The organism is Mesorhizobium sp. LNHC252B00 (assembly GCF_000502955.1).
In the GTDB taxonomy this organism is placed as follows: Bacteria; Pseudomonadota; Alphaproteobacteria; order Rhizobiales; family Rhizobiaceae; genus Mesorhizobium.
Window position 1 is genome coordinate 469899 of sequence record NZ_AYWO01000003.1, and the last position, 13934, is coordinate 483832.

A 13934-nucleotide genomic window follows, 5' to 3' on the forward strand; every position below is an offset into this window, starting at 1 on the left:
TTTCAAGATCGGTCGGTAAGGGTGGATCGATCAGTAAAGCGTCTTGGCGAGCGTCTCGGCGGCGCGGTCGAGGTCGCGGACCTCGCTTTGTCCGACCACCGCATAGGCGACCTCGCCGATCTGGAAGTAGGCCGACGAAATGTCGCCCAAGGGCGCGATGGTCGGCTTGACGACGTCGAAGGTTCCAGGCCGGATCGCGAACAGCGACACCAGCCCCATGTCTTTCGTCTCGACCGCCATCTCGACGCTCGGCCCAAAGCGCGACGGGTAGATCTGCACGTCGCGGACCTTCCAGTCCGTCGGCAGCGACGGCATGACGATGGCGGTCGCGGCACGGATCTCGCCAGCGTCGTAATCGGGCGCTTCCGGCTGCGACGGCATGCTTTCGCGCACCAGCGTCGTTCTATGGGCCCGCACCGCCTCATCGACGTAGGCAGGCGGCTGTGGCGAGGCGACGACCTTGGTCACCGACATCGGCCCGATGATGCCATTCGCCAGCCAGCCGGCGGCGACGAAGACGGCAACCACCGCCGCGCGCTGCAACACACCGAAGATGCGGCCGCGGGCAAGCCCCCTCTCCAGCCGCCGCGCGGCATCGGCGGTCGCTGGCCGCGCCATGCCCTTGGGGCCGGCAAGCGCCACGCGCAGTTCATCGCGGGTGCGGAGATCGGACATCACGCGCGCCGCTGCTTCCGGCCGGGCCGACAGAAATGCCTCGACCTCGATGCGGCGGGTGACATCGATCTGGTCGTCGACATAGGCGTCGAGGTCGATATCGGTCACGGGATCGACAGCTGCTGTCATGACGGGCCTCCAACGATCCTAAGGTGGTTTTTCGCCTTCGCGGGTGCCGCCGCCTCCATCTCGCGCAATGCGGCGCGCGCCCTGCCGATGCGTGACATCAACGTTCCCAGCGGCACGCTGCTGGCATCGGCGGCCTGCTGGTAGGACAGCCCCTCGATGGCGACGAGATGCAGCGCTGAGCGCTGTTCTTCCGGCAGGCTGAAAAAGGCTTCGCGCACTTGAGCCAGGCGCACCGAATGTTCCTGCGGCGCCGGCGTGCTGCCATCGACAAGATATCCGGCCTGTTGGAGGCGCGTGGCTTCCGACCCGCGCGATCGCATTCTGTCGATGAAAGTGTTGTGGACGATCGACAGCAGCCAAGCGCGCAGGTTTCCACCGGAGCGGAAGGTGCCGCGCCGCTCATAGGCACGCACCAGCGCGTCGTGGACGAGATCCTCGGCATCCGTGCTGTCGCGCGTCAGCGAGCGCGCGTAACGGCGTAGCGAACCGAGCTGTCCTAAGACGTCAAAGCGTGGCATCGACGGTTTCATGTCCTGTTTACGGAGCATGTGGGGAATTTAATCCCTGCCCCGCCAATTTTTTACCGGGTTGGCTTGAGGACATCGTTCGCCCCAGAAAGCTTGTGCAGCCTGAAGCGGCGGGAAAAGCGCTGGCGAAACGCAACCGATTTGCGTATCAATCCGCCGCCCATTGGAGCCGTATCGATGTTTGAAGCCCTGCAGCCCGCCCCCGCCGACAAGATCCTGGCCCTGATCGGCCTTTATCGCGCCGACCCGCGGCCCGACAAGGTCGACCTCGGTGTCGGCGTCTACAAGGATCGCGACGGCAAGACGCCGGTCATGCGGGCGGTGCGCGAAGCCGAAAAGCGGCTGCTGCAGGGGCAGGACACCAAGACCTATCTCGGCCTTGCCGGCGATATCGGTTTCAACACGGTAATGGCCAAGCTCGCCTTCGGCCCCGGCGCCGACATGACGCGCATCCGCGCGGCACAGGCGCCCGGCGGCTCCGGCGCGCTGCGGCTGGCGGCGGAATTGCTCAAGCGGACACGCTCGGACGCGACCATCTGGCTGTCGGACCCGACCTGGCCGAACCACATGCCGGTGATGCGTGCTGCCGGCCTGCAGATCCGTGAATACCCCTATTTCGATGCCGCCTCGGGCACAGTGCGCTTCGACGACATGCTGGCGGCGTTGCGAACGGCAAGAAAGGGTGACGTGGTGTTGCTGCACGGCTGCTGCCACAACCCGACCGGCGCCAATCTGGACGCGGCACAGTGGGCGGCCGTAACCGAGCTGGTCGTCGAGTGCGAGTTGCTGCCATTTGTCGACATCGCCTATCAGGGCTTTGGCGATGGCCTCGAGGCCGATGCCCTCGGTTTGCGCCTGCTGGCCACGAAAGTTCCCGAAATGGTCGTCGCCTCGAGCTGCTCGAAGAATTTTGCTGTCTACCGCGACCGCGTCGGCGCGGCGATGATCCTGGCCAGGGACGGCGCCCAGGCCGATGTGGCGATGAGCCAGATGCTGTCGGCGGCGCGCGCCATGTATTCGATGCCACCGGACCACGGTGCCGCCGCCGTACGCATCGTGCTCGAAGACGCCACCTTGCGTGCGGACTGGGAGGCTGAACTCGAAGAGATGCGCCTGCGCATGCTCAGACTTCGTGTCCAGTTCGCCGAGGCACTACGGCGTCAGTCCAACTCCGACCGTTTCGATTTCATCGCCAATCATCGCGGCATGTTCTCCCGCCTTGGCCTCACGGAAGCGCAGGTCGAACGGCTGCGTTCCGAGCACGGCATCTACATGGTCGGCGACAGCCGCATCAATGTTGCCGGCCTGCCCGAGGATGGAATGGACGAACTCGCCAAGGCGATCGTCTCTGTCCTCGACTGAGGCGGCTCACCTGTGGACAAGGTTCCCGCGCCGGCTGACAGCGTTGGCCGCGCGGCCGGCCGCGGGATAGCATTCGATAGACTGACGCAATTCCGGACAGAAAACCGTTTCACACTTTTCCTGGAATAGCTCTAGATGACGCCATCGAAAGACATTTCGCGCCTGATCGAGATCATGGCGGCGCTGCGAGCCCCAAAGACCGGGTGTCCCTGGGACATCGAACAGGATTTCTCGACTATCGCCCCCTATACGATCGAGGAGGCCTATGAGGTGGCGGACGCCATCGCGCGCGGCGACCTCGATGACCTGCGCGACGAACTCGGCGACCTCCTGCTGCAGGTCGTCTACCACGCGCAAATGGCTGAAGAGGCGGGTGAATTCGCCTTCGGCGATGTGGTCAAGGCAATCACCGCCAAGATGATCCGCCGCCACCCGCACGTCTTCGGGGACGAAAAGGCCCGCAGCGCCGGCATGGCGAAGGGCATGTGGGAAAAGATCAAGGCCGAGGAGAAGGCCGAGAAACGACAAGCCCGCCTCGCCCGCGGCCTCGACCCGGACGATAACGGCAAGGGGTTTCTGGACAGCGTGCCGGTCGCCTTGCCCGCGCTGACGCGGGCGTTGAAACTTCAGGAGAAGGCCGCCCGCGTCGGCTTCGACTGGAGCGAGGCAGCGCCCATCCTCGACAAGATCGAGGAAGAGATCGGCGAATTGCGCGAGGCGCTGGCCAAGGGCGAAACGGCCCCGATCAAGGACGAGTTCGGCGACATGCTGTTTGCCGTCGTCAATCTCGGCCGCCATTTGAAGGTCGATTCCGAAGCGGCGCTGAGCGGCACCAACGAAAAATTCCGCTCGCGCTTCCATTATGTCGAACAGGCCCTTGAGAAATCCGGTAGCACGCTGGAGAAGGCGACCTTGCCCGAAATGGAAGCGCTCTGGCAGGAAGCAAAAACCGCGAAGTAGGTTCCCTTACCCGTTATTTTTGCGACGCAATTTGCTTTCGATCTCTTCGCGGGCGCTTTGCGTGGCCCTGAGCGAGATGGTGGCGCTGCCGTCGTCATTGTCGCTTCGCGAAACGATATCGCCATTGCGATAGATCCAGTCGACAAGGCCGAACTGCGCCGGCTCGATCGTCACCGTCAGGTCTTCGAGCTCGCCCGCCATCCGCGTTTCGATGATCGCCTTCAGCGCATCGATACCCTCGCCGGTCACCGCCGAAATGGCGATCGGCGGGGCTTTGCTGGCGTCGGCGCTGTCGGCAAGCAGCCGGCTGCGGTTGCCCTCGTCAAGCAGGTCGATCTTGTTCCAGACCTCGATGATCCGCTTGGCATCACCGGCGTCGACGCCGAGGTCGGCGAGGATGCGCTCGACATCCTCGGCTTGGGCCGCCGTGTCCGGATCGGAAATGTCGCGCAGATGGATGACGAGATCGGCCTCGACAACCTCTTCCAGGGTAGCGCGGAAAGCCGCGATCAGATGCGTCGGCAGGTCCGAAATGAAGCCGACCGTGTCCGAAAGGATGATCGGCGTGCCGTGCGGGAGGCGCACACGCCGAAGCGTTGGATCGAGCGTGGCGAACAGCATGTCCTGCGCCAACACGTCTGCTCCGGTCAGCCGATTGAACAGCGTCGACTTCCCGGCATTGGTATAGCCGACGATCGCCACCACCGGGAACGGCACCTTCTTGCGCTTGGCGCGGTGAAGGTCGCGCGTGCGGCGCACCGTTTCCAGCTCCTGCTTCAGCTTGATGATCTTTTCCTGCAGCTGCCGCCGGTCGGATTCGATCTGCGTTTCGCCGGGGCCGCCGAGGAAGCCGGCACCGCCGCGCTGGCGTTCGAGGTGGGTCCAGCTGCGCACGAGGCGACCCTTCTGGTAGTTGAGATGGGCGAGCTCGACCTGCAAGGTGCCTTCCTTGGTGCGCGCGCGCTCGCCGAATATCTCGAGGATCAGCCCGGTGCGATCCAGCACCTTGGCGTTCAACTCTTTCTCCAGATTGCGCTGCTGCACCGGAGTCAGCGGATGGTCGACGACGACCACTTCCGCATGTCCCTCTTTGACGATTTCTGCGAATTCGGCGACCTTGCCGCTGCCGAGCAACGTCGCGGGGCGCGGATCGTTGACGGTCACCACCGCGGTATGGATCAGATCAAGGTCGATGGCGCGGGCAAGGCCTACGGCCTCGTCGTGGCGAGCGTCGGCCGAACGCATCAGCCGTGGACGGTTGGTCTCGTCCTCGTTGCGCTGGTGGCGGGTAAGGACGGGCACAATGACAACGGCCCGGGTCGGGCCCTCGGCTTCCGTCCCTGGATGATGCGCTGGTTTTCCGCGAACGGTATCGTCCGCGTCTTTCTCACGTGCCAATCAGGCGCCCTGGCTTTCCTCGCCATCGAACATTTGAACCGGCTGGCTCGGCATGATCGTGGAAATGGCGTGCTTGTAGACGAGCTGGGAGTGACCATCACGGCGCAATAGGACACAGAAATTGTCGAACGAAGTGACCACGCCGGTCAGCTTCACGCCGTTGATGAGGAAGATGGTGAGCGGATTCTTGCTCTTGCGAACTGAATTCAGGAACAGGTCCTGAAGGTTTTGCGATCGTTCCGCCATTGTTCTTGTCTTTCGCCGATCCCCTTCGGTTTGCAAGCCAATGCGCCAAATTAACAGGCGCATGTCAAGCTCACAAACACCGTCTTGTCGTCAGCAACGACAAGCAGAACGAGATAAATTGATGTTCATTCCACCTGTGCGGTTATCAGGCTGGACTTTTTTCCGCAATGTCAAAAAAGGCTTGTCGCAACGAAAGTGTTATCGAGCCGGGGTGCCCATTGGCGATTGTATCGCCGTCGATGGCCACAACCGGCATGGCGATTGTCGTTGCGGAGCTGATGAACGCCTCGCGTGCCGCCTTGGCCTCGGCGACAGAAAAGCCGCGCTCCTCTATCTTCACGCCGAGCTTGGCCGCCACTTCAAACATGGTCGTGCGGGTGATGCCGCGCAGGATGCCATGCTCGGCCGGCCTGGTAACCAGGACGCCATCCCGGGTGACGATCCAGGCATTGGACGAGCCGCCTTCCTTGACGTTGCCGTCGGTGTCGACGAACCACGCTTCCTGGGCGCCGGCTTCCTTGGCCTTCTGCTTGGCCAATACATTGGGCAGCAACCCGACGCTCTTGATGTCGACGCGGTCCCAACGGTTCTCCGGCACTGTGATGACCGCAATGCCGGTTTCAGCGCGTTTTGCACCAGAGGCGGGATCGGCCTTCCTAGCGGTGACCACCAGGGACGGCTTGGTGTCGGCGGACGGGAAGACAAAGTCGCGGCTGGCAACGCCGCGCGTCACCTGGACATAGACCAGGCCGTTGGCGACATGGTTGCGGTTAACCACCTCGCGCAGGATCAGCGGCAGCACGTGAGAGGTGACCGGCCAGGCGATCGACAATTCGGTCAAGGAGCGGTTCAGCCGGGCCAGATGGCGCGGCATGTCGACGATGAAGCCGCGCGCCACCTCGCAGACCTCATAGACGCCGTCGGCGAACTGATAACCGCGATCCTCGATATGCACGGCAGCATCCGCGTGAGTGACGTAGCGGCCGTTGACATAGGCAATACGCGGCATTGGCAACCCCTCAGGAATTTTCCCGCTTTCTTATGCGATTCCGCCGCCGCCGTAACCGGCAAATGGTTGGCCCAGGCGCGGCTGGCCGGACGTCGCGTTCAGACGCCCAGCGACTTCAGCTTGCGGTGCAGGGCGGAGCGCTCCATGCCGATGAACTCGGCGGTTTTCGAGATGTTGCCGCCGAACCGGTTGATCTGGGCGATCAGATAGTCCTTCTCGAACTGTTCACGCGCCTCGCGCAGCGGCAGCGCCATGATGTGCTGGTCGGATTGATTCGGCGTACGCGGCATGACATCGCCGATCTCGGCCGGCAACAGGTCCGCGGTGATCGGCGCATCGATGTTGTCGCCGCGCGCCAGGATCATGAGGCGCTCGACATTGTTGCGCAGCTGGCGGACGTTGCCAGGCCAGTTATGCGCTTGAAGCACCGCCAGCGCGTCATCGCCAATACGGCGCGGCTTAATGCCGGCCTGACGCGCGATCTGCTTCATGAAATTGTCGACGAGATAGGGAATATCCTCGCGCCGCTCGGCCAGTCCCGGCACCATGACCGGAACCACCGCCAGGCGGTGATAGAGATCTTCGCGGAAACGCCCGTCGGCGATCATCGCTTCGAGATTCTGCGAGGTCGAGGAGATGATGCGGACATCGACCTTGACCCGCTTGGTGCCCCCTACCCGCTCGAACTGCTGCTCCACCAGCACGCGCAGGATCTTGTTCTGCGTCTCGCGCGGCATGTCGGCAACTTCATCGATGTAGAGGATGCCGCGATGGGCCTCCTCGAGCGCGCCGACCTTGCGCTCGACGCCGTTCGATTCGGTGCCGAACAGCTCGATCTCCATGCGCTCGGGCGTAATGTTGGCGGCGCTCAGCGTTACGAACGGCGCGCCCTTACGCGCCGACAGCGTGTGGATGGCGCGCGCGGCCAGTTCCTTGCCCGACCCTGACGGGCCGATGATCATCACGCGGCTGTTGGTCGGGGCAACGCGCTCGATAGTCTGGCGCAGTTGGCTCATCGCCGACGACATGCCGATCAGATCGAAGGTTTCGCCACTGCGCAGCTTGAGGTCGGAAACCTCGCGCCGCAGTTTCGAGGTCTCGAGCGCACGCTCGGCAATCAGGATCAGCCTGTCGGCCTTGAATGGTTTTTCGATGAAATCATAGGCACCGCGGCGGATGGCGGAGACCGCCGTTTCGATGTTGCCGTGGCCTGAGATCATCACCACCGGCAAGGTCGGGTGCATCGTCTTGATCTCGTCGAGCAGTGCCAGCCCGTCCAAACGCGAGCCCTGCAGCCAGATGTCGAGGAAAATCAGCCGCGGTGCCCGATCGGCGATCGCCGCCAGCGCGCTGTCGGCATCGAATGCGGTGCGGGTTTCGTGACCTTCGTCGCTCAGGATGCCCGCGACCAGTTCACGGATGTCTTCCTCGTCATCGACGATGAGAATATCAGACGCCATTACCGACCTTTTCAGTTTCTCGTTCGTTTTCCGTCCTGCTATCGCCGCGCGGAGACCCGGCAGCCGCAGGCGGCAGGATGATGCTGATCATCGCGCCGCGTCCGTCGTGGAAATCTGGGGGCGCATCGTGAAGTTCCAGCCTGCCACCATGGTCCTCCACGATCTTCTTGACGATAGCGAGGCCGAGCCCGGTGCCCTTCTCGCGGGTTGTCGTATAGGGCTCGAGCAACCGCTGGCGATTTTCGCGGGGCAGGCCTTTGCCATTGTCGATAACGTCGATGCGAATCGCACCATTCTGGCGCCCGGCTTGAATCCGGATTATGCCGTGCGAACCATTCTTCTGTTCCAATCCGTCGATCGCCTCGGCGGCGTTCTTGATCACATTGCCGAAAGCCTGCGCCATCAGGCGGCTGTCGAAGGTGCCCTTGAGCGGCTCGGTGCCGAATATCCGCTCGAAAGTGATGTCGGCGCGGCTGACCTCGACCAGGAACGAGGCCTCGCGCAACGATTCGCGCAGGTCGATAGCCTTCATCTCGGGCTTTGGCATGCGGGCGAAAGCCGAGAATTCGTCGACCATACGGCCGATATCCTCAACCTGACGGATGATGGTGTCGGTGCACTGGTCGAAAACCTCGCGGTCCTCGGTAATCACCTTGCCGTAGCGGCGTTTTATGCGTTCGGCCGAGAGCTGGATCGGCGTCAGCGGATTCTTGATCTCGTGTGCGATGCGCCGCGCCACATCGGCCCAAGCGGAGGAACGCTGCGCCTGAACCAGGTCGGTGATGTCGTCGACCGTCACGACATAGGATTTTTCCTCCGAGCCGTCGTCGCCGGCTTCGATGGTGATCTGCACGTTGAAGGTCCGTTCGGCGCCGGCGCGGTAGAAGGTCACCTGCTCGCGGTAAACAGGCTTGCCAGACTTGCGGCCGATCTCGAAGACGCGGCCAACATGCGGCAGCACGGCGGACAGGTTCTGCCCAAGGGCGGCGCTGGCTGAAATGGCCAGCATCGCCTCGGCCGAGCGGTTGACGATGGTGACGATGCCGTAGGGATCGACGCCGATGACGCCGGCGGTGACGCCGGCAAGCACGGCTTCCGAGAAGCGGCGGCGCTCGTCGATCAGGTCCTTTGCGGACAGGATCTCGTTGCGCTGCGATTTCAGCTCGAGCAGCATCTTGTTGAACGTATCGCCGAGCGAGGCGACATCGCCATCCGACGGCCTGACCGGAACCGCGACATCGAGATTGCCGGTCGCCACCTCGTCGGCGGCTCCGATAAGCTGGCGAATGGGGCGCACCAGACGGTCGGCGACAGCGATACCGGTCCAGATGGCGGACAGGATGATGATCAACGTCAGCGACAGATAGGGCAGCGCGAAGGCCACCTGCGAGGTGCGACGGTTGTCTTCCAGCCCGCGATATTCGTCGGTGTTTGACCTGACGATCTGCCGCGCCTTGATCACTTCCGGATCGACGAGGCGAATGGTGTAGAGATAGAGCCCTTCGATCTCGCGCAGCTTGACGATGGCGCCCATGATGTTGCGCGTTTTGGGCTCGATCAGCACCGGCTTGCCGTCGGAAGCGCTGGCAACCGCCCCTTCGGGCGGCTCGGGCATCGCGAAATCCGTATCGGTCTTGGCGCTCATGACAAACGAGCCGTCGGGCTTGATCAGTGCCGCATGGGCCAGTGACCGGCCCACTGCTTCCTTGTTCATCAGATCGAGAAAACCAGTGCGATCGAGACCGTAGAGCGAGCGCGACGAATCGAGATCGTAGGCCATCGACAACGTCGTTCCCTGCAGGTTGCGGGCATTCTCCTGGACATAGGCGTCGGCGATCGACAGCGACGAATTGACGATCGTCTTGGTGCGGATCTCGAACCAGCGGTCGAGGCCGATATCGAGCGTGATCGATGCGATGATGGCAACCATGATTGCGGGAATGGCGGCGACCAGAGCAAACATGGCGACGATGCGCACATGCAGCCGCGAGGCGGCCTTGCCATGCCGGCGCGCCATCAGGATGCGGTGGACTTCACGCCCGACCAGCGCAATGAGGAACAGGACGAAAGCGNTTGCCATGCCGGCGCGCCATCAGGATGCGGTGGACTTCACGCCCGACCAGCGCAATGAGGAACAGGACGAAAGCGGCATTGAGGGCAATCAGCGCCAGCGTCGTCGATTCGTTCGGCGTGATCGGCGTGGCGCCGACGAGGATGGTGAACGAGATCGCCGCCGTCACCAGCGCGCCGACGACCGCGACGACGCCGGGCAATGCCAGCAGCCGGCGACCGTCACGCGTGCCGGGTTCGCTGAACAGCGGTTGTTTCTTTGTCGGTGCCTGCGAAGCCATGTCGCCGTCTAGAGCCATGATTGCGTCGGATGTATGCAACGCATTGTGGCGATTATGCAACAAGTGTGACCGAGACGGAAATCTTTCGCGAGCCGGTCCCCTGAAAAGAGAGCGGGCTCGGATGGGCTCAGCCCTGCCGCGACGATTTGTAGACGTTGACGCCGAGCTCGCGGATCTTCTTGCGCAGCGTGTTGCGGTTCAAGCCCAGCAATTCGGCGGCCTTGATCTGATTGCCGCGGGTGGCCGTCATAGAGGCCAGGACCAGCGGGTACTCGACCTCGGCCAGAATGCGCTGGTAGAGGCCGGCGGGTGGCAAATCGCCGGCAAAGGAGGCGAAATAGCGCTGCAGGAAATGCTCGGCCGCCTGGCCGATCGACAGGTCGTCGGGAATGAGGTTGCCGCCGCCCGGTACGACCGGACGTTCGCCGGTCTTGAGCTCGGCCTCGATGATCTCGGCGGAAATCTCGTCCTGCGAATAGAGCGCGGCGAGCCTGCGAACGAGGTTTTCCAGTTCGCGCACATTGCCAGGCCAGGGATAGCGCTTCATCAGTTCGATGCCGCCCGAGGAGATGCGCTTGGTCTGCAGACCTTCCATCTCGCCGAGCTTGAAGAAGTGGCGGACAAGATCCGGCACATCCTCGGAGCGCTCGCGCAGCGCCGGCAACCTGAGCGGCACGACGTTGAGGCGATAGAAGAGATCCTCGCGGAAAAGCCCCTGGTTGATCAGCGTGCGCAGATCCTTGTTGGTGGCGGCAACGATGCGCACGTCGGTCTTGATCGGTGTGCGTCCGCCAACCGTCGTGTATTCGCCCTGCTGCAGGACGCGCAGCAGGCGCGTCTGCGCTTCCATCGGCATGTCGCCGATCTCGTCGAGAAACAGCGTGCCGCCCTCGGCCTGCTCGAAGCGACCGGTGGAGCGGTTCTGCGCGCCGGTGAAAGCGCCCTTCTCGTGACCGAACAGTTCCGATTCGATCAGATCGCGCGGGATCGCGGCCATGTTGATGGCAACGAATGGGCCGCCGCGACGGCGGCCATATTCATGCAGCGCGCGCGCCACCAGTTCCTTGCCGGTGCCGGACTCGCCCGAAATCATCACCGTCAGGTCGGTCTGCATCATGCGCGCCAGCATGCGGTAGATGTCCTGCATGGCGGCCGAGCGGCCGACCAGCGGCATGGCGTCTGGCTGTTCTTCCGGCCGCGCATCGATCTTCGGCCGCCGCGGCTCGGAAAGCGCCCGGTTGACGATGTTGAGCAGTTCGGTCAGGTCGAACGGCTTCGGCAGATATTCATAGGCGCCGGTTTCGGATGCGCGGATCGCCGTCATGAACGTGTTCTGGGCGCTCATGACGATAACCGGCAGTTCCGGCCGCGCCTTCTTGATGCGCGGCAACATGTCGAACGCGTTTTCGTCCGGCATCACCACATCGGTGATGACCAGATCGCCTTCGCCAGCCGCCACCCAGCGCCACAATGTCGAGGCGTTGGACGTGACGCGCACCTCGTGACCGACGCGTGAAAGCGCCTGGTTGAGGACGGTGCGGATCGCCGCATCGTCGTCGGCGACGAGAATATTGCCGCGAACGGTCATTTGCGGTCTCCTTCACCGTCTTCATCGGCGCCGTATGACGTTTCTTTCCAAGCTGGCATCAGGATGCGGAATGTGGTCCCGCGCGGCGTCGATTCGCATTCGATGATGCCGCCATGCTCGCCGACGATCTTGGCGACCAGCGCCAGCCCCAACCCCGAGCCGTTCGGCTTGGTGGTGATGAACGGGTCGAACAGGATCGGCAAAATATCTTCCGAGACGCCGGAGCCATTGTCGCGCACGCAGAATTCCAGCGGCAGCGATACGCGGTCCTGCGTGCCCGGAACGGAAACGCGGATGCCCGGCCGGAAGGCGGTCGACAGCACGATCTCGCCCTGAGGATCGCTGCCGATCGCCTCAGCAGCATTCTTGACCAGGTTGAGGAACACCTGGATGAGTTGGTCACGGTTGGCAAACACCGGAGGCAATGAAGGATCGTAATCCTCCATTATCTTGATTCTCTTGGCAAAACCGTTCTTGGCAATTGCCTTCACATGATCGAGCACGACATGGATGTTGACGGGATAGCGATCGATCGGCCGCTCATCGGAAAACACTTCCATGCGATCGACCAGCGACACGATGCGGTCGGTCTCGTCGGTGATCAGCCGCGTGAGCGCGCGATCCTCGTCGGAAGCCGACAGTTCGAGCAACTGGGCAGCGCCGCGGATGCCGGAAAGCGGGTTCTTGATCTCATGGGCAAGCATCGCCGCCAGGCCGGTGACCGAGCGGGCCGCGCCGCGATGCGTCATCTGCCGGTCGATCTTGTCGGCCATCGACCGTTCCTGGAACATCACCACGACGGAGCCAGGATATTCCGACACCGGCGCGACGTAGAGATCGACGACCTTCTCGATTCCGAGGCGCGGCGACGACACGTCGACCCGGTACTCGTTGACGGGAGCCCGGCGCTCGCGCACCTGATCGACCAGCGTCAGCAGCGGGCTGCCGAATGGAATGAGTTTAGACAGTGTGTTGCGCGCCAGCATGGTTGCGCTGGAGCGAAAGAAGTCTTCCGCGTCGGCGTTGGCGAAGGTGATGAACCCTTCCTCGCTGATCATGATCACCGGGCGACGGATGGTGTTGAGCACGATCTGGGCGGCATCCGCCATTTCAGCGCTTTGGGCAGCGGCGGCATTCATGCGGCGCTCCGCAGGTTCAGGGGTTGCGGATCGCGCGAAAACACATCGCGCAGCAAGGCAATGACGCGCGCGGGCTCCAATGCGGTCAAAATAGCTTTTCGGCTGTCGTCGTCAGCGACACCGTTGGCATGACGATCAAGATACCATCCAAGATGCTTGCGCGCCTGGCGCAGGCCGCTTTCGATGCCATAGAGCGCCAGTATGTCCTCATAATGCGAGACGATGTAAGCGGCCAAGGCTTGCCGACTGTCGGGCATGCCGGGCACAGTCTCGTTCCGTGCGGCCGCAGCAATGCCGCCTGCGATCCAGGGCGCGCCATAGTGCGCACGCCCAACCATGACGGCGTCAGCGCCGGATTGATCGAGAATGTCGGCAGCTTCTGCCGGGGAGCAGACATCGCCATTGGCGACGACAGGAATAGACACGGCTTCCTTGACGCGGGCGATAGCGCGCCAATCGGCCTTGCCTTGATAGAATTGGCAGCGCGTGCGGCCATGTACGGTCACCATCTTGACGCCGGCCTGTTCGGCGCGACGCGCCAGCATCGGCGCGTTGAGCGCGCCTTCGTCCCAGCCGAGCCGCATCTTGACCGTCACCGGCACGTCGACCGCGCCGACAACGGCGTCGATCAGCGACAGCGCATGGTCGAGATCCAGCATCAATGCCGAGCCGGCGTAACCCCCGGTGACCTTCTTGGCCGGGCAGCCCATGTTGATGTCGATGATGTCGGCGCCCTCGCCGGCAGCGATTCTGGCACCTTCGGCCATGTGCGCCGCCTCGCGGCCGGCAAGCTGGACCATATGGACCGGCAGGCCGGAGTGGCGTATGCGCAGGTTAAAACCGGCCCTGCCCTTGGCCAGCTCGCCGCTCGCCACCATTTCGGACACGACCAGGCCGGCGCCATGCGCGTGGGCGCGTTGCCGGAACGGCTCGTCTGATATTCCCGACATTGGCGCGAGAAACACGCGATTGCGGATTCTCACGCCGCCAACGTCAAGCGACGTTGCCAATTTGGTCAAGTTAACCATGCACAAAAACCAAGCATGTTCATTCGTTGCACATTCTCTAGCCAGAACTGCAGCAAAGTGCA

11 protein-coding genes and 1 pseudogene are annotated in these 13934 nt (G+C 63.0%); 2 read left to right on the top strand and 10 right to left on the bottom strand.

What is annotated here, in order from left to right:
* Positions 1-30: 30 nt before the first annotated feature.
* The gene (locus X744_RS163065) at positions 31-804 is read right to left on the bottom strand and encodes an anti-sigma factor (protein WP_023757910.1); all 774 of its coding nucleotides are present in this window, start codon (positions 802-804) and stop codon (positions 31-33) included.
* A complete protein-coding gene (locus tag X744_RS163060; RefSeq protein WP_245266452.1) occupies positions 801-1322 on the bottom strand; it encodes a sigma-70 family RNA polymerase sigma factor in 522 nt (173 codons plus the stop codon). The genes X744_RS163065 and X744_RS163060 overlap by 4 nt, the downstream gene beginning before the upstream one ends.
* 186 nt (positions 1323-1508) lie before the next feature.
* Between X744_RS163060 and X744_RS163055 the strand changes: the two genes are divergently transcribed.
* Both X744_RS163055 and mazG read left to right on the top strand, forming a co-directional pair.
* The gene (locus X744_RS163055; RefSeq protein ID WP_023757912.1) at positions 1509-2693 is read left to right on the top strand and encodes an amino acid aminotransferase; all 1185 of its coding nucleotides are present in this window, start codon (positions 1509-1511) and stop codon (positions 2691-2693) included.
* A gap of 135 nt (positions 2694-2828) precedes the next feature.
* Positions 2829-3653, top strand: coding sequence for a nucleoside triphosphate pyrophosphohydrolase (gene mazG / locus X744_RS163050; protein WP_023757913.1), 825 nt, complete (start codon positions 2829-2831; stop codon positions 3651-3653).
* 6 nt (positions 3654-3659) lie between these two features.
* Here the strand turns inward: mazG and hflX are convergent, their stop codons facing one another.
* The 8 genes and pseudogenes from hflX to dusB form a co-directional block, all read right to left on the bottom strand.
* Positions 3660-5051, bottom strand: a complete 1392-nt coding sequence (gene hflX, locus X744_RS163045) for a GTPase HflX (RefSeq protein ID WP_023757914.1) — start codon at positions 5049-5051, stop codon at positions 3660-3662.
* Entirely contained in the window at positions 5052-5297 is a 246-nt protein-coding gene (hfq, locus tag X744_RS163040; RefSeq protein ID WP_006202172.1) for an RNA chaperone Hfq, read from the bottom strand.
* A gap of 145 nt (positions 5298-5442) precedes the next feature.
* Positions 5443-6306 carry a D-amino-acid transaminase gene (locus X744_RS163035; RefSeq protein ID WP_023757915.1) on the bottom strand — a complete coding sequence of 288 codons (864 nt, stop codon included), beginning with the start codon at positions 6304-6306 and terminating at the stop codon, positions 5443-5445.
* 98 nt (positions 6307-6404) lie between these two features.
* Complete coding sequence (locus X744_RS163030; RefSeq protein WP_013895628.1) at positions 6405-7766, bottom strand: sigma-54 dependent transcriptional regulator; 1362 nt, start codon at positions 7764-7766, stop codon at positions 6405-6407.
* Positions 7756-10117: pseudogene (locus X744_RS01000000169340) on the bottom strand (PAS domain-containing sensor histidine kinase). Before X744_RS01000000169340 ends, X744_RS163030 begins: the two are co-directional and overlap by 11 nt.
* A gap of 127 nt (positions 10118-10244) precedes the next feature.
* Entirely contained in the window at positions 10245-11705 is a 1461-nt protein-coding gene (gene ntrC / locus X744_RS163025; protein WP_023757916.1) for a nitrogen regulation protein NR(I), read from the bottom strand.
* Positions 11702-12844 carry a nitrogen regulation protein NR(II) gene (locus X744_RS163020; RefSeq protein ID WP_023757917.1) on the bottom strand — a complete coding sequence of 381 codons (1143 nt, stop codon included), beginning with the start codon at positions 12842-12844 and terminating at the stop codon, positions 11702-11704. The genes ntrC and X744_RS163020 overlap by 4 nt, the downstream gene beginning before the upstream one ends.
* Complete coding sequence (gene dusB / locus X744_RS163015; protein ID WP_023757918.1) at positions 12841-13872, bottom strand: tRNA dihydrouridine synthase DusB; 1032 nt, start codon at positions 13870-13872, stop codon at positions 12841-12843. The genes X744_RS163020 and dusB overlap by 4 nt, the downstream gene beginning before the upstream one ends.
* Between the last annotated feature and the right edge of the window lie 62 nt (positions 13873-13934).